The sequence below is a fragment of the Dyadobacter sp. AC419 genome, from assembly GCF_979253085.1.
The window spans coordinates 1-20,274 of the sequence record NZ_CEEDCD010000016.1 but is presented as its reverse complement, the minus strand read 5'-3'; the positions used below and the strand labels follow the sequence as shown (position 1 = coordinate 20,274).

General features: G+C 43.2%; 19 protein-coding genes and 4 pseudogenes. 15 read left to right on the top strand and 8 right to left on the bottom strand.

Annotated features, from left to right (window positions below; genetic code table 11):
- The first annotated feature begins 11 nt into the window (after positions 1-11).
- From AC0IYG_RS09785 to AC0IYG_RS09720, 14 genes and pseudogenes are all read left to right on the top strand, one after another.
- A complete protein-coding gene (locus AC0IYG_RS09785) occupies positions 12-1,229 on the top strand; it encodes a hypothetical protein (protein WP_471710912.1) in 1,218 nt (405 codons plus the stop codon).
- Between the two features lie 330 nt (positions 1,230-1,559).
- A pseudogene (locus AC0IYG_RS09780) lies at positions 1,560-1,862 on the top strand (glycosyltransferase family 4 protein); the annotation flags it as partial.
- A gap of 10 nt (positions 1,863-1,872) precedes the next feature.
- Positions 1,873-2,379, top strand: a pseudogene (locus tag AC0IYG_RS09775) (glycosyltransferase).
- Between the two features lie 184 nt (positions 2,380-2,563).
- Positions 2,564-3,103: a hypothetical protein gene (locus AC0IYG_RS09770; RefSeq protein WP_471710911.1), complete on the top strand. Its 540-nt coding sequence runs from the start codon at positions 2,564-2,566 to the stop codon at positions 3,101-3,103.
- On the top strand, positions 3,045-4,715 hold the full coding sequence (locus AC0IYG_RS09765; protein WP_471710910.1) for a right-handed parallel beta-helix repeat-containing protein: 1,671 nt from the start codon (positions 3,045-3,047) through the stop codon (positions 4,713-4,715). The genes AC0IYG_RS09770 and AC0IYG_RS09765 overlap by 59 nt, the downstream gene beginning before the upstream one ends.
- 125 nt (positions 4,716-4,840) lie before the next feature.
- Complete coding sequence (locus tag AC0IYG_RS09760; RefSeq protein WP_471710909.1) at positions 4,841-6,106, top strand: nucleotide sugar dehydrogenase; 1,266 nt, start codon at positions 4,841-4,843, stop codon at positions 6,104-6,106.
- A gap of 67 nt (positions 6,107-6,173) precedes the next feature.
- On the top strand, positions 6,174-7,100 hold the full coding sequence (locus tag AC0IYG_RS09755; RefSeq protein WP_471710908.1) for an SDR family oxidoreductase: 927 nt from the start codon (positions 6,174-6,176) through the stop codon (positions 7,098-7,100).
- Positions 7,101-7,164: 64 nt separating this feature from the next.
- Positions 7,165-7,368, top strand: a complete 204-nt coding sequence (locus AC0IYG_RS09750; RefSeq protein ID WP_471710907.1) for a hypothetical protein — start codon at positions 7,165-7,167, stop codon at positions 7,366-7,368.
- Positions 7,337-7,618, top strand: a complete 282-nt coding sequence (locus AC0IYG_RS09745; RefSeq protein WP_471710977.1) for a glycosyltransferase — start codon at positions 7,337-7,339, stop codon at positions 7,616-7,618. Before AC0IYG_RS09750 ends, AC0IYG_RS09745 begins: the two co-directional genes overlap by 32 nt.
- A complete protein-coding gene (locus tag AC0IYG_RS09740) occupies positions 7,566-8,336 on the top strand; it encodes a glycosyltransferase (RefSeq protein WP_471710906.1) in 771 nt (256 codons plus the stop codon). Before AC0IYG_RS09745 ends, AC0IYG_RS09740 begins: the two co-directional genes overlap by 53 nt.
- A 237-nt stretch (positions 8,337-8,573) precedes the next feature.
- On the top strand, positions 8,574-9,575 hold the full coding sequence (locus AC0IYG_RS09735; protein WP_471710905.1) for a sugar transferase: 1,002 nt from the start codon (positions 8,574-8,576) through the stop codon (positions 9,573-9,575).
- An 8-nt stretch (positions 9,576-9,583) separates the two neighbouring features.
- Positions 9,584-10,999, top strand: coding sequence for a capsule assembly Wzi family protein (locus AC0IYG_RS09730; RefSeq protein WP_471710904.1), 1,416 nt, complete (start codon positions 9,584-9,586; stop codon positions 10,997-10,999).
- Positions 11,000-11,224: 225 nt separating this feature from the next.
- Complete coding sequence (locus tag AC0IYG_RS09725) at positions 11,225-12,517, top strand: capsule assembly Wzi family protein (protein ID WP_471710903.1); 1,293 nt, start codon at positions 11,225-11,227, stop codon at positions 12,515-12,517.
- An 86-nt stretch (positions 12,518-12,603) separates the two neighbouring features.
- Positions 12,604-14,067 carry a capsule assembly Wzi family protein gene (locus AC0IYG_RS09720; protein WP_471710902.1) on the top strand — a complete coding sequence of 488 codons (1,464 nt, stop codon included), beginning with the start codon at positions 12,604-12,606 and terminating at the stop codon, positions 14,065-14,067.
- A 21-nt stretch (positions 14,068-14,088) separates the two neighbouring features.
- Here the strand turns inward: AC0IYG_RS09720 and AC0IYG_RS09715 are convergent, their stop codons facing one another.
- A complete protein-coding gene (locus AC0IYG_RS09715; RefSeq protein ID WP_471710901.1) occupies positions 14,089-14,484 on the bottom strand; it encodes an HIT family protein in 396 nt (131 codons plus the stop codon).
- Between the two features lie 130 nt (positions 14,485-14,614).
- On the opposite strand from AC0IYG_RS09715, the pseudogene AC0IYG_RS09710 reads away from it, so the two are divergent.
- Positions 14,615-15,323, top strand: a pseudogene (locus AC0IYG_RS09710) (3-keto-disaccharide hydrolase).
- Here AC0IYG_RS09710 and AC0IYG_RS09705 read toward each other — a convergent pair.
- The 7 genes and pseudogenes from AC0IYG_RS09705 to AC0IYG_RS09675 form a co-directional block, all read right to left on the bottom strand.
- Entirely contained in the window at positions 15,291-16,034 is a 744-nt protein-coding gene (locus AC0IYG_RS09705; RefSeq protein WP_471710900.1) for an AAA domain-containing protein, read from the bottom strand. The pseudogene AC0IYG_RS09710 and the gene AC0IYG_RS09705 overlap by 33 nt on opposite strands.
- Positions 16,035-16,395: 361 nt before the next feature.
- Positions 16,396-17,160, bottom strand: coding sequence for a hypothetical protein (locus tag AC0IYG_RS09700; protein ID WP_471710899.1), 765 nt, complete (start codon positions 17,158-17,160; stop codon positions 16,396-16,398).
- A 71-nt stretch (positions 17,161-17,231) separates the two neighbouring features.
- A complete protein-coding gene (locus AC0IYG_RS09695) occupies positions 17,232-17,405 on the bottom strand; it encodes a hypothetical protein (RefSeq protein ID WP_471710898.1) in 174 nt (57 codons plus the stop codon).
- Positions 17,386-17,541, bottom strand: a complete 156-nt coding sequence (locus AC0IYG_RS09690; protein ID WP_471710897.1) for a hypothetical protein — start codon at positions 17,539-17,541, stop codon at positions 17,386-17,388. The genes AC0IYG_RS09695 and AC0IYG_RS09690 overlap by 20 nt, the downstream gene beginning before the upstream one ends.
- Positions 17,542-17,697: 156 nt before the next feature.
- Positions 17,698-19,038: an AAA domain-containing protein gene (locus AC0IYG_RS09685; protein ID WP_471710896.1), complete on the bottom strand. Its 1,341-nt coding sequence runs from the start codon at positions 19,036-19,038 to the stop codon at positions 17,698-17,700.
- Entirely contained in the window at positions 19,014-19,226 is a 213-nt protein-coding gene (locus AC0IYG_RS09680) for a hypothetical protein (protein ID WP_471710895.1), read from the bottom strand. The genes AC0IYG_RS09685 and AC0IYG_RS09680 overlap by 25 nt, the downstream gene beginning before the upstream one ends.
- Positions 19,227-19,361: 135 nt before the next feature.
- Positions 19,362-20,274 (bottom strand): annotated as a pseudogene (locus AC0IYG_RS09675) (TerC/Alx family metal homeostasis membrane protein); the annotation flags it as partial.

The following is a 20,274-nucleotide window of genomic DNA, read 5'->3' as shown; positions in this document are numbered from 1 at the left end:
TGTTCAATTAAATGAGAGAGTCAAGGAAATACTATGTTATCGATAATGTGATTATTGGAAATAACCATGTTATTAATAATAGTGGCTGTATCAATATTATTCAAAGTCTGGATGATCAAAATGCCGAGATTATTTTTTTCGCGGATAAAAGTCACATAGAAAGTGTTCGTAATAAAGTTTCATCGGTTCCGGGAAAATCCATTCAGTATTTCCCGATACATATCATTGATCCTGCACGGTCACTTGTCAAAAAAGGCATTTCCTGGGTTAAAAAAATAAAGGAAGACAATACGTTCATCACTAAGTTATTTCGGCAGGCGCAAAAAGAAAAACCGGATTTTCTTTTCTTTTGTACATTGACCGCCATTAACTTATTCCTTTATCTGGACAGGATAAGAAAAAATAGCAATCAGAAGGTAATCATTGGTTTACACGGGGAAATTGAGTTTTTATTCAAAACTGAGATTTCTTCCAAGGATAAGCTGAATGCATTTCTTTACAAAAGAGCATTTCAAAATAGTCCAGGGAACCTAAAATATCTGGTGCTAAGCGCACTGATCAAAGAGAAAATCGTTAAGTCGGGCCTGTTGGCTGCCGAACAAATCCTTTGTATTGAACATCCTATCAGCGCAGTTAAACCTGCGTTAAAAACAGCGGTTCCCAACAAGCCTATTTTTGCATTGCTGGGCGTTGCATCATTGAGAAAAAATGCCCAACAAATTTTTCCTTTGGCCAAGCATTTTCAAGAAGACATCGCAAACGGAAAAGTAGAATTCCAAATCATCGGAAAAGTTGCCGCAGACACAAAAAGCTATGTAAATGAGCAAGTTGTGCTTGGTTCTTCGGAAGGTAAGCCATTGGATCAAAAAGACTACGAACTCCTGATTAACGCTGCGACTTACTCCCTCAGCTTTATCACTGGCGAGGAATATACGTTCCGTATCAGCGGTTCACTGATCGACAGCATTCAATATCAGATTCCAATCATTGCCTTAGAGCATAAGTTTATTGCACATATTTTTCGTGAAGCCGGTGATATTGGTTTCGTATGCAGAGACATTGACGAAATGAATGCGCTGATTTCCAAAATTATCCGTCATGATGATGCAGTTGTCAGCAGGTATGAATCGCAGATTCGCAACTTGGAGCATTATTCTCGTCGATTTAGTGCACCTGTTAATGCACGCCTCCTCCAAGCGCAGCTGGACTCTTTCGGGTGGGCAAGTTAGAATTAAGTTTATACACATTATGCCGCGGCACCGATTAATCTATAACAAATGAAATTATTTGTGCTCATACACGCCCTGGAAAAAGGAGGAGCGGAAAGCTTTTGGTAAGTTACTTACCAATGCTAAAAAGCAAAGGGGTCGACGTCGAGCTCATTTTATTAAACGCCAGCCTCTCGGTTCCTAGTTTCTAAAAACGATCAATGAAGCAGACATTCCCATTCATAACTTGGGATTGAAAAGCGTTTACAGTTTGGAGGCAATCCGCGTTTCGCAGACTATTACGCGCAAAATGCCTGATATCCTGCATGTTCACCTTTTCCCAGCTTATATTGGGCTGCGTTTGCAACCCGCATGATGAAGAACAAGCCTGCCCTCTTTTACACTGAACATAGTAATTATAACAAAAGACGAGGCAAACCTTACATGCGTTTGCTGGAAAAAAACATTTACGCTTCATATCAGCAAATCATTGCAATTACAGATAGCGTCCGGAAAAACCTCAGCCAGTGGATAGGCAACGACAGTAAGATCGTGACCATATTAAACGGCGTAGACATTGCCCATATCCAACAAACACCAAAAACCAATAAACCAGAGTTTTGTGCAGAACTGGGCATTGCATCAGGATGCTAAGATCATCTTCATGGCAGCCAGTTTCAGATATCCCAAAGATCAGCTGACGGTGATTAAAGCATGTAAGTTACTGGGTCCAGATTATCATGTTCTTTTTGCGGGCGAAGGCCCGCTTTTGGAACAAGCAAAAGAGCTTGCACAGGAATTGCAAATGTAGGCCCAGGTTCACTTCCTTGGTTTCAGAAATTACATTGCCAGAATTATGAAGTCCGTGGATCTGAATGTTTTATCAAGCGATTACGAAGGCATGTCAGGCGTCACGCTGGAATCACTTGCATCTGGTGTGCCGTTTTTGGGCTCTGATGTTTCTGGAATAAAAGAGATTGTGCCAAATGATGCTTTTTTGTTTGAAAAAGGAATTGTTGAAGCATTGGCAGGTAAGATTAAGATCATTTTAAATGATACGAATCAATATAAATTAATGAGCACCATTGCATCGGACTTTGTAAAACAATATGACATGGATGTAATGGCAGAAGAACATTTAAAAGTATATAAAACTATTAAATCCATATAGAAAGAAATGACGATGTAACCTCTGAGTGACTAAAATAGATAGTTTATACTACAAAATTTTAATAACTAATTGTATTATATAAATGTAAAGTTGTGATACTTTTGTAGCTATTACTCTACATGTGTACACACTTTTCTATTTTACCATGGTTAAACATCTAAGTTTGTTCCTATGTCTGTTCATTTTGTCTTTGCAATTAACAGGCAAGCCCTATCCAAAAATTGACCCGATTAAGTTTGAGCTGAAAACTTACGCAAGCAGCGTAGAGATGAATGAAGAATTTGAAATTCTCATTTCCGCCAAATTGTTAAACGTTCCGGCAAACACGGTTTTCATCTTTCAGAATTCAAATTCGTTTCGTTTAAAAGTGATCTTGCCAGATGGCTTTGTGCAAACCGGCGGAGACTATACCGATTACATCAGTGGTGAACTCACCCCAGCAAAGTCAAGTGTACAGTATAAGCTTAAAGGGAAGTTTACAACGGAAAGCCCTGACGGAACATTCCGATTGCTTCGGAGCCATGCCAATGCAACAGATCAAAGCAATTTTGTAGAAGTAAGCAGCATTGGATTCCGCACGAATTTGCAGGCCGACATTGCCCAAAAGCAAGAAAACGCCCGCATTAATCTGGACGTGCCGCCTGCCTATGTTAAATACCTGACAATTGCGCAGTTACGGGCTGGGGCTGCAGAATACTTCATCGGTCGTTTTTATTACGGATAAACCAAGAGACGGTTTATTCAAATACAATGAATTTTCGAAGCTGGCGGATGATGGCGCTATGATTCTGGTTTCTTCCGGACGCAGATACGAACGCGTTTATGATGGCGTGGTCAATGTAAACTGGTTTGGAATTGTTGGTGATGGATCGACGGATTACAGCACTGCATTGCAGACATTACTTAATAACACCAAGTATCCTGCGATCAATTTTCCTGCCTCAGCTTCATCTTACCGGATCAGGGCAATCAAAATCCCTTCCAACAAGACTTTAACTTTTGCAGATAACACGGTTATTGAAGGAATGGGAACATTGGGGACTTACGATCCAATGATTTATCTTATTGCAGTGAGCAACATTGTGATCAAAGGACGCAATGTTACTTTCAAAGATCACAGGGAAAATTATCCGACCGGGCAACAGCGGCATGTGTTTTTGATGCAAGGCGTTAAAAATGTATTGATTGATGGTATTGCGGCTAATGATGGCGGAGGCGACGGTTTTTACATAGGCTCAACAAGTGTGACACGATTTAGTGAAAATGTGACTTTGATGAATGTGACTGCCAATAATAACAGAAGGCAAGGCATCTCAATTACATCTGGAAAGAATATTTTAATCGAAAACCCGATCTTATCCAATTCAAATGGCGAAAATCCGGCTGCAGGTCTGGACATTGAACCCAATGCAGCCGATGCGTTGCTCGAAAATATCCGCATTATCAGTCCGATTACGAGAAATAACAAAGGCGCTGGAATACTCATCTCACCGGGAGCGCTGGCTAATGTAAATCGCCCCATAGACATTCTTGTTGCCAATCACACGGATGACGGCAGTTTCTATGGATTCCTTGCCTCAACGGTTAAAGGAGGTCTTCCAGGCAAGATCACCGTACGAAACCCAATCTGGAAGAATAGCTATGGATGTGCTTTTGTTTCAAGAAACTGGAGTGAGCTTGGCCCAACTATCGAGTTGCTGAATCCTACGGTTATTGATCCTAATACTGGCGGCACGACGTCACCGAACCTTGGCGCAGCTTTTCTTATTTACAAAGCAGCCAACGACAACGGTGATCAAATTATCGGCAATGTGCATATTTACAATCCCGACATTCAGGATACACGCGCTAAAAAGCTTGTCACTGCATCTTTTTGCTATCGGGACCTGGTTGCTGGAAGGAAAATTGTAAAATGCAGCCTGACAGATCCAATCCTTTCCCAGAATTCACCGCCTAGCCGGTTTGCGATTGTGCATAATACAGAGTTGGTAGTTTCCGACAAAAACCGATATCTCGCTCTTGATTTTGGTCCGTACACACGCTATGTAAATTACGCGCATTACTCATCTCTTTATCACAATCAGACTTCCACAACAACCCGGATCCTGAATATGGAAAAGGTGAACGCCAACTTTCCGGAAGTAACCGTTGAAGTAAGGACGGCCCAGCCTATCCGGATCGTTCCGGCTGCCACGGACAACATTTTGCCCAATTCAACTGTAAATGGCAAATACATCACCAGCAATTTAGTGGGCAGCAAAGTTGTTCTTAAAAAGACAACTGACAATAACTGGTTCATTAAAGAGATGGTTGGTGTATGGACAGTGCAGCCATAATTGATTCACCACATACATGCTAAATCAGTCCTTAGGATAGATCAGCATGCCGAAATTTCAATGATGTTTCCATATTATTAAAGAGTATCGCTAATTTTGCGGCAAATAGAACTTTAAAAAACTATATGCACCAAAACAATAAGACAATCTGCGTGGTGGGCCTGGGTTACGTAGGGCTTCCACTCGCAGTCGAGTTTGGAAAGAAGTTTGATACTATCGGATTAGACATCAATCAGCAGCGAATCAATGAGTTAAATACGCACTTTGATCGCACACTCGAAGTGGATGAAGTTGGCTTGAAGTCTGCCAGCAAACTTAGGTTCACATATGACCCGAGTGACATCAAACAAGCCTCCATCTTCATCGTCACAGTCCCCACCCCTGTCGACCAGTTCAACAACCCCGACCTCACGCCTGTTAGGAAAGCAACGGAAACTGTTGCTCGGAATTTGAAGGCTGGCGACATTGTGATCTATGAATCAACGGTTTATCCTGGCGTTACGGAAGATTACTGTGTTCCGATCCTGGAAAAAATATCGGGGCTGACATTCAATCAGGATTTTTTCTGCGGCTATTCTCCGGAAAGGATCAATCCCGGTGATAAGCATCATACTTTGACCAAAATCAGGAAAGTAACTTCGGGATCGACGCCTGAGATTGCCGAAGAAGTGAATAATTTATACGGCGCTATCATCACGGCCGGAACATTCAAAGCGTCAAGCATTAAGGTTGCAGAATCTGCGAAAGTGATCGAGAATGCGCAGCGCGATATCAACATTGCTTTTGTAAATGAGCTTGCCAAGATTTTTAATTTGTTAAACATCGACACCAGCGAAGTGCTGGAAGCTGCGGGCACCAAATGGAATTTTCTTCCATTCAAACCGGGACTTGTTGGCGGACATTGCATCGGCGTGGATCCTTTTTATCTCGCGCAGAAAGCCAAGGAAGTCGGTTACCATCCCGAAATTATTCTGGCTGGCCGCAGGCTGAATGATTCCATGGGCCCATATGTAGCCACCCAATTTATCAAGCTCCTGATCCAAAGCGAACGCAAGATTAAGGGTCAGGATGTGCTGGTTCTTGGCATTACTTTCAAGGAAAATTGTCCTGACATTCGCAATAGCAGGGTTATCGACATTATCCGCGAATTGGAATCTTACCAAATGAATGTCCACGTTTATGACCCTTGGGCCGATAAGAATGAAGTTCAGCATGAATATGGCATCAAATTGATCGATAATTTAGAAGAAATTGAAAAATACCAGGGCATCATAGCGGCCGTGGGACATGAGCAATTGCTTGATCTTCAAATTCCTGCGGGAGAAAACGCCCCGATCGTTTACGATGTAAAAGGAATATTCCCAAAAGAGAAAATGTACGCAAGGCTATAACGCATTGCATATCAACATAAATAGTCATCATTGCTTTTTAGCAGAATTAGCTGTCGTTCCCCATCTCATGGATTTTAATAAATATCACCAGCAGGACATCTCATCCTCCAACTTTTTAGTCACTGGCGGGGCCGGATTTATCGGTTCAAATCTTGTCGCTTATCTTGCTCAGCATCAAGCCGCTAAGATTGTTATTTTGGACAATTTGTCAACGGGCTATCTGGAAAACATTGCTGAATACATTAATAATGGTCGTGTGCAGTTTATAGAAGGGGATATCCGGGATTATAAAACGTGCACGGAAGCCATGCAGGGCATTGATTTCGTTTTACACGAAGCGGCTCTGGGCTCGGTTCCAAGGAGCATTAATGACCCGCTAACGACAAATGATGTCAACATCACCGGCTTTTTAAATGTGCTTCAAGCTGCAAAAGATTCTGGTGTAAAGCGCATGGTTTACGCGGCATCATCATCCACTTATGGAGACAGCCCTTCTTTACCTAAAAAAGAGGAAGTTATCGGAAATCCGTTGTCCCCTTATGCGGTGACCAAATATGTAAATGAGTTATATGCGGACGTCTTTTCACGCACATATGGCTTCCACAGCGTGGGTTTGCGTTATTTCAATGTCTTTGGCCCGAAACAAAATGTAAATGGCCCGTATGCCGCAGTAATTCCTTTGTTCATCACGCAAATTTTGAACGGACAAAGCCCGGTAATCAACGGAGATGGCCTAACGTCACGCGATTTTACGTTTGTTTCCAATGTTGTTCAGGCGAATATTAAGGCTTTACTCGTTGAGGATTTGGCAAAACATGAAGTTTTCAATGTGGCTTGTAATGAGCAAACAACATTAACAGAGCTAGTTTCGACGATTGCAGATGAATTGAATAGTCCCTTGCAGGCGACATATGTTCAGGAAAGAAGAGGCGACGTCAAGCACAGTCTGGCCGATATTTCGAAAGCTAAATCAGGACTTAGAATATCAGCCTGAAACATTATTTAAAGACGGTTTGAAAGAAACGATCGCCTATTTTCAAAGTCTGGCTTCCTAAGCAATGCGGAAAATAAAACTACTTAGGATTACCACCGAAACTTATTCGCTACGTATATTATTGAAAGGGCAGCTGAATTATATGTCGCAGCATGGCATGGAAGTTTACCTCGCCAGCACGCCGGATACGCACGTTCCTGATTTGGTAAAACAAGAAGAATTGCCAGTTCTTCCCTCTGCCCCTTTCCCGCGAACTGACTCCGATTAAGGATCTGATCGCATTATTTCACACAATCCGGTTGATCAAAAAACTCAAACCGGACATTGTGCATACGCATTCACCGAAGGCCGGAATAGTCGGAATGCTTGCGGCATTTTTATGTGGCGTTCCTGTTAAGATGCATACGGTGGCCGGTTTGCCATTGATGGAAGTCACAGGACCGAAAAGGATTTTGCTCGATTACGTTGAGAAATTTACTTTTTGGTGCGCCGACTGGGTGCTTCCAAATTCGCAATGAACTCCGGACATTCATCTTAAATAATTTACTTCCTGATCAAAAGAAAGTCATTGTTTTAGGCAACGGAAGCAGCAACGGCATTGACCTCAATTATTTTTCCAACACAGGTTTAGTTTTTGAAGAAAGCCAAAATTTCAGGGCGGAAAAAGGGATTAAGCCTGATGATGTTGTACTTGGATTTATGGGAAGACTTGCTTTTTATAAAGGGATTAATGAGTTGGTGGAAGCATTTCTGGTTCTGCAAAAATCTCATCAAAACCTGAAATTACTGTTAATCGGCGCTCCTGAGGACTTAAATCCGCTAAAACCATCCACTGATAACGAGATTAAAAGCAATCCGTCCATTATTGCCGTGGGACATCAGAAGGATGTTAGAAAATTTTTGGCAGCCTCCGATATCTTTGTTTTTCCAAGTTATCGCGAAGGGTTTCCGCAAGCACTTTTGCAGGCAAGCGGCATGCAGCTTCCGAGTATTGCTTCGAATATCAATGGTTGCAACGAAATGATTGAGGACGGAAAAACCGGCGTGCTGATCCCTGCAAAATCCGTGGAAGCGATCGTTGCGGCGTGTGATGAAATGCTTCGTAATAAGGACCGGCGGATTGCAATGGGAAAACTGGCGCACCGTCACGTTGCCGATCAATTTGAACAGCAGCATCTCTGGCAGACCATTAATGCTTTTTATCGGACAAGCTTGCAAAATGCAAATGCTTCTTAATATTTGTATAGGATTTTTTTTGCATTATATTTGTCGTCACAAGGCCTCGTGCCAATATTCAATTACTCTCCTCCTCGTTACAAGCCATATTATTTGGCAGCTCTAATTCAACGCCTGTTCAAAATTCTGAATGGTTGGGACACCTGCAATGTTGTGTTCCGTTTCGTTTTTAAAAAATTATAGCTTATAATTGTTCTCTTTTAACACACGCTTACTATCTAACATAGTCGCACACATATGAATCAAACTTCTGTCTCTAGCCGAAAGTATGTACATCGATTGTTGAGCAAGAATGCTTCTACCGATGAAATTCTAATTATCACAAGCTATGACTACTTTCTCCAAAAATACGATTTCAGGCATCTAAGAAGGATTTACAAGGAAATCATTCTGGTCCCGCACTCTTCGGACGATGATTATCTGATCAATCACACAGTAAAGCCACTTCTGGACAAATTTGAAAAAGTCCACCTTGTTACTAACCCACATTACGACCAGCGCAACAGAGTAATTTACGAGTTGGTCATTCGCAAGAACAAATCCATAAGGATCACGACCGTTTACGATTTTTGCGAAAAGAATCTCAAAAAAGTTTACATCCCGGACGACATTTCGGAAATGAACCCGAATTTGTCAACAATGCCATCCTTTGGAAAGAGAGTCCGTTATCCGAAAAAGATCATCGACGTTACCGTTTCGATTATCCTCTTTCTCATCACATTTCCTCTTTGGGTTTTAAGCTACTTCCGCATTAAACTCGAATCCCCCGGTCCTGCATTCTATTTCCAGGAACGTGTGGGTATGAACAATGAGCTGTTTAAATGCATCAAATTCCGGTCAATGGGACTGGATGCAGAAACCAACGGTGCTTCATTTTCTAAGAAGAACGATTCCAGAACTTTCGCTTACGGCGCTTTTATGAGGCTTAGTCGCATCGACGAGCTTCCTCAGATCATTAATATTTTCAGAAGGGACCTTTCTCTCATTGGTCCAAGGCCGGAGCGGCAGGTTTTTACGGAAACATTCGATGAGTTGATTCCGTATTACAATGCTCGGCACGCCATCAAACCTGGGATTACAGGTTATGCGCAGGTCATGTACACGTATGGTGCAGGCGTTTTTGATGCCCGTCATAAACTAATGTACGATCTGTACTACATTAAGAATTGGACACTCATGCTGGAGTTGAAAATAATCCTCCTGACTGCTGTCGTTATCTTCGGTAAGAGAGGTCGATAATCTCTCCCATGAGGACTCGGTTCTTACTGCTGCTATGCTTCTCCGCATTGCAGCAGGCTTCATTTTCACAGGATTCAACATACTGTTATTCAACTGAGCTGCAAGCTTCATTAAGTTCGGCAAATACTCCTTACTTCATGTATGCTAATGCGCATGGCACGGTCCCGACTAACGGATCGTTTCTATTGGCACAAGCCAGTCTGCACAAAGTTTATAATCCTAATAATCACCAGTTCTTGCAATGGTCAGGAGGTTTCAGGCTGTTTGCAAATGCTGGCAAAGGCGCTTCGGTATTTTTTACTGATTTGTTTTTAGCTGGTAAGGCTGGCCCTGTCGAAGTAAGTGTTGGTCAGCGAGAACAATTCACTGGCTTAGCGGATTCCGTATTAACAAGTGGCTCCATAGCCATGTCTTCCAATGCAAGGCCATACCCAAGAATTCAGATTGCAACACCAAAATTCGTAAGCCTCATCCCGCGCAACGACATTATCTCATTTAAATTCACTTATTCTGACGGCCTTCTCGGTCCTGCGAGCATTAGTTATGGCAATGTGCCTGCTATTAACGAAGCCTATCTGCATCAAAAATCATTTTATCTTAAACTAGGCAAACGAAGTCAAGTCGTTAATCTTTTTGCAGGGTTTAATCACCAGGCAATGTGGGGCGGTGAAGACAAAATTTTCACAGGTGGATTGAAGCGTTCAGAAGCTTATAAATATGTTGTTTTTGGGAAACTATGGAAAGCCAGCCGGGTCGGGAATCATTTCGGCACCATTGATGTCGGACTCGACGTGAAAGGAAAAGCATGGAGCTTGTTTTTGTATCGCCAAAGTATTTTCGAAGATGGCTCCCTGGCGAATCTTTCCAACATTTCAGACGGCTTAAACGGAATTCGAATTAAACGAGCTAAGTCGCAAGAAAGCGGATTACAAGTCACAACGGCACTTTTTGAGTTCATTTACACAAAAAATCAGGGTGGCGATGTTTTTGACTTTTCAACGGGCACTTTCGGTAGAGATAACTATTTTAACCATTACGTTTACAGCCAGGGATGGTCTTACAAAGGCAGGTCCCTGGGAACGCCACTCATTGCTCCGCAGCATCTTATTGAGGAAAAGTTAAGAAGCTCTGCAAACCGTTTTACGCCCAATAACCGTTTGATGGCATTTCACACAGGCCTGGATGGTGTAATTCGAAAACTCACATTCATTTTAAAAGCCAGCTTTTCGGTTAATTCCGGCACTTACTCGCAACCCTATCAACCCCCAGTCAACCAGACTTCCCTACTTGCCCGTTTCGAAATTCCCGTATGCAACAAATCAGAGAGCCGGCTCGGCGTTTCGTTAGGCACGGATTTTGGACATCTTTATTCAAAAAGCACTGCTATCATGTTAGGATGGAGAAAATCCGGTTTTATCAGATAACTTTGGCAATTGAACGCATTCCCGTTATGAGTAATTTTTACATTTAAATGCCGGTCCAAATTTATTTGAAGCGAGTTTACCTTCTTGTTGTAATCGTTTGCCTCGCGTTAGCTTCACACGCACAGGATTCTACTGTACATTATCGCGCTAGTGTGTTATTATCCGGCGCCACCGATCAAACACCATTTTGGGCACACGCCAATCAGAATGGCAACATTCCGTTAGATGGAAATTTCGGTTTGGTTAATGCCGGGATTTATAAAATTTATAACCCACACAATCCGCGCACATTCCAATGGAGTGGCGGGCTGGCAGGGAATCGCCAGTTATGGTAAATCTGGTAATGCATTCTTGTCGGACGCTTACGTTGCTGCAAGATTTGGCAAAATAGAAATTCTTGCCGGACAGAAGAACAATGTAATGGGCCTCATGGACACCACGCTGACTTCTGGCTCCTTGTCGGTTTCAGGCAATTCAAGGCCTTTTCCACGCGTGCAGATTTCATCTCCGGATTACATTCCATTGTATTTTACCAAAGACATTGTCGCACTCAAATTTTCATATTCAGAGGGTTATCTGGGCAGTAGCCAGTTAAATTACGGCGTTGAACGTGAGGTCTCCTTTACATATTTCCATCAAAAATCACTCTATTTCCGCTTTGGAAAGGAAACGGGCCGTTTAAAGATCCACGTTGGCGCTAACCATCAGGTAATGTGGGGAGGCGAGGATAAGATCATTCCACTTTTTGAGCTGGAACCGTTAAAAGCTTACTGGTATGCGATCAGTGGAAAAACGCTGCGTTACAACAAAGTCGGCAATCACTTCGGAACAATTGACCTGGCTGGTGAGTGGCGAGGGCAGAAATGGTCCTATTTCTTATACAGACAAAATATTTACGACACCGGCTCTTTGTTCAAAGTCATCAATTTTGAAGATGGTTTGAATGGTTTCCGAATCAAAAGGATCAAGCAGTTGCCAGCGAAATCGAAAATGTTTGCGCTGCAAAGTGCATTGCTGGAAGTCGTCGGGACCAACAGCCAAACGAACCGTTCACCGCTTTCAGGTCTGGCCATTTACGAAAAGGGTAACTATTATAACAGCTACATTTACCGGCGCGGATGGTCCTATTTTGACCGTGGAATCGGGACGCCTTTGGCACCGGGAAAAACAACAACCGATCCGTCGCTTCCGTCGAATGCTTCCGAATTTACCAATAATAACAGGTTTTGGGCGTTCCATAGTGGACTCACAGCAACCTGGCAGAAAATTTACTTTGGTTTCAGAGGCACTTATTCCAGAAATTCGGGATCATTACTCACTCCATTTGACACTGTAAAAGAGCAGGTTTCACTGTCTCTAACGGTAGAAAAGAACCTGAAATTACTTAATGGATGCAGCGTATTTGGTAACTTAACGTCTGATTTTGGGGGACTTTATCCAAAATCACACAGGCCTTATCGCCGGCCTTCGCAAGAGCGGATTTCTCGACTAATGGTTACTTTTTGCTATTGCCGTTAAGTACAATATGAATAGCAAAAAGTTATACTTATTTTTGTCAGAATGTCACATTATACACATTACGAAAAAGCTTTGAGGGTCTGCTTATGAGAATCTTTCCTTTCCTGACATTTCTGGTTTGTATTTCGCTCCCCGGGTTTTCGCAATCCGAGCAAGAACAAACGCAGACCTATGCCGATTCTACCAACAATTTTATTGAAATAGCCGGTTTTGGAAGCAATAACACACATACGCCATTCTGGATTCACGCCAATCAGTTTGGCACAGTGCCCCTGGACGTTCCGGCAGGAGCTGCCCGCATTTCACTTGAAAATTACTGGCCGTTGTCTTCAACCTGGCGCGCGGGAATAGGTGTTGAGGCGGTGGGTAATTTTAATGAAGATAAAAAAATGCTCTTACCGCAGCTGCATGCAACATTGCGCTTCAAAAATTGGGAGTTATTTGTTGGGAGAAAAAAGCAGAATGTTGGCCTGGCAGACTCCACATTAGGCATGGGCTCCTACGCATGGTCGGGCAATGCGCTTCCTATTCCAAAGATTTTCATCGGAACAACCGGATTTGTCGCAGTTCCATTAACCAAAGGCTGGGTTTCATTTAACGGATTTTATTCCGATGGTTTTTTTGAAAAAGGCCGCCCCGCAACCAGCGGCTTAAAATTTCATCAAAAGGCATTTTACCTGCGTTTAGGAAAGATCAATTCGAAACTAAAACTTTACGGAGGTTTCAACCATCAGGTACAGTGGGGTGGAAAATCGATTCATCTGGTTTCAGAAAGCGGTAATCTTCCCGACGGATTTGCCAATTATGTTCACGCGGTTTTCGGGACCATTGGCGGATCGGGTGATGACGTCACACATTTCGACAGCACTAACCGCGTAGGAAACCATTTGGGGTCGCTGGACCTTGCGATGGAGATCGAGACATACGGCAGCAGCATTTACCTTTACAGGCAATTTATTTATGAAGACGGCTCCCTATTTTACATGGAGGGCATCAAGGACGGCCTTACAGGACTGCGCATCAGGAGAAAAAACTCATACGGCGCGAATTTTGAAATAACCGAAGGCGTCGTGGAAATGCTGTTTACAAAAGACCAGGGCGGCGATCAGTTCGACATTGGAAACGGCAAGAAGCGAGGGAATGACAATTATTTCAACAACCAGCAAATCCGCGATGGCTGGTCCTATCACGATCGCACTATTGGAACACCGTTCATTCCGCCGACTTCGCAGACCAACTGGAAATGGCCGAATTACGCGGATAACTTTACAAGTAACAACCGGGTTTTAGTCTGGCATGTTGGCCTGAAAGGGACACTTTTCAGGAAGGTTCAGTGGCATAGCAAGTTCTCGTTTTCCAGTAATTCGGGAAGTTATAAGGAACGTTTTCAAGGCTCACCGAAACAATTTTCAGGATTACTTGGCGCTCAGACCCATGTAAATGTGCTGGGAGGCATGACGATCAAAGGATCTTATGCAAGCGACATTGGCGATTTGTATCGCAAAACCCACGGCTTCATGTTAGGCATCAGAAAAGATTTCGCATTCTGAAAATCGGGATTTCCTACGTGACTATGCGCTGATTTCCGCCCGGATCTTCGCAGCCAAATCCGCCAGTTCTTCCTGTGACATTTTTATCTTTTTGGAAAAATCGGCATCACCCATGCTGTTAAGCGGTAGCAAATGCACATGCGCATGCGGCACTTCCAATCCAATCACTGAAACGCCCACTCTAATGCAAGGAACCACTTTCTGAATGGCAGGAACAATGCTTTTGGCAAATAAGAACAAGCCTGAATACAGGTTATCATCCAAATCGAAAATATAGTCAATCTCCTCTTTAGGAATAACCAGCGTATGCCCGGCTGTAATGGGAAATGCATCCAGAAAAGCCAAAAAATCTTCCGTTTCAGCGATTTTATGAGCTGGAATTTCTCCGTTAACAATCTTTGAGAATATTGAAGCCATTGGTTTATAATTAAATATCGTTGCGTGGGGGAAATTTAGCTGGGAAACCCTCGTTTATCTTTCCACAGATTAAGTAATTCGAAACTTAAAAGTACTTAATATTGTGCTCCAAAACTTTAACAACAAGGATATGAATTTTACAAAATGGCGTGCATTCTCAAAAGGAACAATTGCCGCATTATTCTCATTGGCCCTGGTTTCAAATTCGGCAGATGCGCAGGATAAGGGAAAATGGGTGAATTTATTTGATGGAAAAACCCTCAATGGATGGCATAGCTGGCAATCAGACAATGTATTGCCGCAATGGAAGATTGAAGATGGCGCAATCGTTCTCGCCGAAAAAGGAGGAAAAGATCTTGTTACCGATAAAGAATATGGCGATTTCGAGCTGGAAATGGAATGGAAAATTTCAGAAGGCGGCAATAGCGGCATTATTTACCACGTAATTGAAGACAAAAATACTGCTGCCCCTACTCTACCGGACCTGAAATCAGATCCTTGACGATGTGAAACACCCGGACGCAAAAGCTGGAAAAGCAGGCAATCACAAATCCGGCTCACTTTATGACATGCTTCCTCCAAATGATTTTGCTGCGGTAAAACCTGCCGGCCAATGGAACAAAGCGAAAGTGGTGATCAAAGGCGGAAAAGGCGAAAGCTGGCTAAACGGCAAGAAATTAGTTGATTTCCCAGCACAAGGCGGCGAATGGGACAAGCTTGTTGCAGACAGTAAATTCAAAACCTGGGAAGGTTTCGGCGCTTCTCCAAAAGGGAAAATTGCATTGCAAGATCACGGAAACAAGGTTTCATTCAGAAACATCCGTATCAAGGAGCTTTAATCTTTCGGGATTGAGACTTCCTGACCAATATTCGCGGCTGTAAACCCGGCTGAAAGGCCAGTTTTTTTGACGCAGCAGAAGGGGCAAGTAAGCGTGTGGTTCTTTTGACGATTTGCTGTAATGATACAAATCATCGTCTGTAAGCACCAAACCCTTATAAGCCCCTTCTCTTTTTATCGTGATGTCGCCGAAAGGCAGCTCTTTTTCAAAATCAGCATTGCGCTTCACCAGCTTATCTTTCAGCAACCAGTCCGATTTAAACTTGCCGGCTGGGACGGGAACAGCCCGGAATCTGCCTTCTGACACATCCAGCGCATATTCCAGGTAAGCTTTCAGAATTTTGGGCCCTGCATTAGCAGTCTGTTCCGTTTGCAATTGAGACGGCCACAAGCTGGTTACGGAATCGATCCGTTCTCTTGCGCGCGTAATGGCAACATTCAGTCTGTTTTCACCACCTTGCATGTTCAGGCTTCCGAATTGCATCGACACTTTCCCCTTCTCATCCGGCGCATAAGCCATTGAAAATATGATGATATCACGCTCGTCGCCCTGGACATTCTCGATATTTTTGACAAAAAGATCTTTAAATGTAATGCTGTCCTTTTCGAGCCTGTCCTGAATAGCGGCTTGCTGAAAAAAGTTGAAAGTCACCACGCCAATGCTTTTGCCGGAAGCGCCCAGCTCCTTTAACCAGCTCCACGACTTTTTCAATCTCAATCAAATTGACATTGCTTCTCCAAACCCCGTCCGTTTTAATGTATTGAATGCCCGGCACTGCCTCATTAACATTGAAAAAATCAGGAAGCAGGCGCAGCGTATCTTATGTAAAAATGACGATTTGAGAAATCAATAAGATCCAGAGAAAGACTTCTGTAATGTCCCGTAAGCTGATATTGATCCAAAGATTGCGCCGCCAGGTCGAGTAACGATTCTATCTCTATGGCCGGTGAATATAGTCTCCGGCTCTACTTTGTCTTCGTAACGGATTTTGTATAAATCACTTGGCGAAAGCTGCTTGCTATCCCCCGTAACCACGATTTGCGCTCCGCGAAATGCCGCAGGCAAGCCATACTCAGCATAACATTGTGACGCCTGCGTCAAAAATAACCAGGTCAAACAATGCAGCCTGCATCGGAAAAATAGCGGAAACGGCTTCGGGAGAAGCCATCCAGCATGGTAAAAGCGCAAAAACCTCATCCGAATAACTTTCCAAAAGCTTCCTGATCGGCCAGATTTTGCGCTTTTTCGTAACCTGATGCCCCAACTCACGATAAGTTACCCGGTTACCCAGCCGATTTTTTGCGACATCTTCATAAGTTGCTTCACGCAGTTTGATTCCGGTGATATCGCTGCTTAATTTCTGCTTTCCGACAATAGATTCTTGTAAACCATCTTCCCATTGCTTCATTTTTAAAGAAGTAACAGCGCGCAAATCCGGAAATTTTGTCTCAATGTGCTCGATCCAGGCAAGCCTGATGCTGTTTTCAAACAGGTTAACAATTGCTTCCGCATTCTTTTGCGGCAATTTTTGACTTGCATCGACAATGACCTTGGTAACCGACTGTTCAACTTGCGTCAGGTTGCCGAAAAGCTTGTCCATATCAACCATTGAGTCAAAATCCTTGCTTAATGACATCAAAAGCTGGTCACTGTAAGTCGTGGGCTCTTCAAGTAATTTTCGGATTTGTTGGGCAAGCAAGAACGGCGACATTGCAGATTCAATGCGATTCCAGGCTTCTGCCCAGGTTTTAAGACTTGTAATGGTTTCAATAAATGTGACAGGGTCACTTTTTTCGGCTGATATGGTCTTTGAAATGGAGGACCAAGGATTGAACAAAGTTCTTACAGCCGCATCTGCTGCCGCCTCAGACTTTTGGAAAAACGAAACGTATTCTTTTCCCGGATCGCCTACATCTTCGTCAATGCTATCCGGGTTGAAGACGCCAGCAGCTTATTATTGAGCCAAGCTTCCAATTCAATGCGATTGCGCACCCTGATTTCCAGAATCGAAAGATCCTCTGGCGACAGAGAAAGGCCGTTTGCCTTAGCCACTTGTTCCACTTCACGCTTTTTCTTTCCCAAACATATTCCACCAAAGCCCCGAAACGGTCGATTGCGTGGCTTCGATAGATTTTCTTAATGATTGGGCAAAGGCAGAAAGCTTTGCAGACGGCGATCGGAAACTCAATCCCGGCCTCACGCCAGATAGCAGCTTCAAGTCCGTCGAGTGGTTTGCCTGATGAACGCAAGCCGCTCATGCGCATTGACCGATGAAGCGTTGTATTTTTGAAATTGTTGAAATGTTACCGGATCAGAAACAAGCTCGGCAATGTCATTCAGGCGCTCAATAAGCTCATTTTTATTTTCAAGAAAGTCAAGTGAAAAGGGTTGTCTGGTCAGACGCTCGAATCTTTGCGCTTGCTTTGCATAGATTCCTGGCCATTCGGCAAGCATATTTTCCATGTTTCTCAACTCCGCCAAGCCAAAAGTTGCAAAGCTTTTGCGCTGCGGCCCAGGGATGATTAGCAGGAAAATATACAATGTAAGTGCTGTAAGTCTTTAATTGTCTGCGAAAAACGTCCAGATTATCCATTCTGAAAGACCTGTAAAATGCATTCAGATTAACTTGCGGCGCCTTTTGATCGCTCGATAAATACAGTTCCTTAATGCTTACGCCGCATTCACTTTCATCAAACAAAGCTTTTCGAAATTCGTCAAGTTCTTGCACCGTGCGATCAATAGCACGACTTTGCTGCGCAAACTGCCGTTCCAGAAAAACAGCGTCCAAACTGTAATTTTGTTGTTTATATGCTTCAACTTTGTCAATCTGAGATGCAAGCTGACGATATAAGGCGGGGCGATCATTCTTGAAGTCGTGGATCAGGCCGACGAAATCGGTCATGCCAATGGTTTGCAACCTTTGATAAACCACATCCAGCGCAACTCTTTTCTGGCAAACCAACAGCACCCGCTTGCCTCTCGCTGCAAAATCGGCCATGAGATTGCATATCAGCTGCGATTTTCCACTTCCCGGAGGCCCTTGCACCACGATTGATTTCCCGGATTTTACAGCCAGAATGATCTCTTCCTGTGATTGATCAACTGAAAAAGGCGTTAAAATCTCTTCCTCTTTAACAGCACGGGCGTTGAAAGGCACATTAACAATGTCCGTTTTGTCATCCCAGCCCGCTTCACCCGAATCATCATTACCAATCAATGGAATGCTGAAAGATTGCTCCTGGGCCTTTTCAAGCAGTAAATTATAGTCCGGCACAAGATATGAGCCTGCCTGCGGAAAAATGCCCAGAACAGCTTCTGGAAACAGTTTCAATTCTCCATTTCGCTCATTTAAATCTAACTCTGAGCTTTTCTGTGCATTAAATGGAATCAGAATATCTTCAAAAAGCGCCTGATTAAAATTGATTTTGAATGCCGTGGATTTCAACCATTCATATAACTGCGTCCTGAATTCGAGCAGATCTTTGGGAAAATCCTCAAATGATTTTTCAAGCGTTTCGTCCGTAATGACGGATTCGTTGAAATGTGCATACGCGAGTGCAAAGCTTTGATTAAGAACTACTTCGCTCTCAGGAACCTCATATAAGCACCATTGCTCACGGTTCATTTTCAGTGTAACCGGGAAAAACAGGAGCGGCGCATGAATGGGTGTTCCGTCTGAAAGCTTGCCCTTTACAAAAGGATAGCCGACAAACAAGTCGCGCGAACCCCGCTCTTCTTCAATGAAGCGTTCGGTTCGCGCGATTTTCTTAATTTTTTACTGACTTCGTTTACTTTTTCAAACCTCGGATCAATGACATCACAAAGCGCAATGCGTGTTTTGCTCTGAACCAATTGCTTAACCAGCTCAATGGAAGCCTTTCCCAAGAAGAAAATCAGTCTCATGAAGATCGAGAAACTGTTCCGAGGGGAGGCTCGGCAATAACAACGATTTATTGCGTGTACTAAGATTTGTAAGCCGTTTTTAAGTAAGCTTTTAGAATGCGATCCATAGATACTCAAACGATCCCGAACGGTTAACTATTTGGTAACGGCTTCGGATACGGCCTCTTTTTTCTCTGGAAACACGACGGATGCACAAGTATGCTCACAGCCAGAATGCCCAGAATTACATATAAAGAGTAAACCGTTTCAAATCCAATTGCCTCCAACTGCGTGTGGAACAACATTTTTCCGCCAATAAACACCAGCAGGACCCCTAAACCATATTTCAGGAATCGGAAAAGGCCCATAATGTTGCTCAGGAAAAAGAACATGGAACGAAGCCCCATGATGGCGAATATATTGGAAAAGAAGACAACGTAAGGATCTTTTGTTACTGAGAAAACGGCTGGAACCGAGTCAACAGCGAAGATTAAGTCAGTGAATTCAACGATAAGAACGACGACGAAAAGCGGCGTAACCAGCCATTTGCCTTTTTTCAAAACAAAGAAATGTTCGCGAACATATCTTGGGAAAACAGGCAGATATTTGGAAGCAAATTTCACCACCGGATGCTTAGCCGGATCGATTTTCTCATCTTCTCCACCTTGCAAAAAGATCTTTCCACCTTGATAAACGAGCAGCAATCCGAAGATGTAAATGATCCATTCAAAGCGCTGCATTAACGCTGATCCAAGGAAAATGAAGACAAAACGCATGATAATTGCGCCTAAAACACCCCAAAAAAGGACCTTCTTATAATATTGCGGCCTTACACCGAACGAAGCGAATATCAAGATGATGACAAAAATATTATCGACAGAAAGTGCATATTCCAGCAAATAACCTGTGATAAATTCGAGGGACATATTTTTCCGGTAAATTTCGAGACTGGCCTCATAATCTCCGGGAATCAGTTTTAAATGCGGGGCATATTTATCTTTAACAGCAGACAGATCGGCAAAATTATTCATGCCATGCACCAGATCTCCGTGCGTATTAATGATTACGT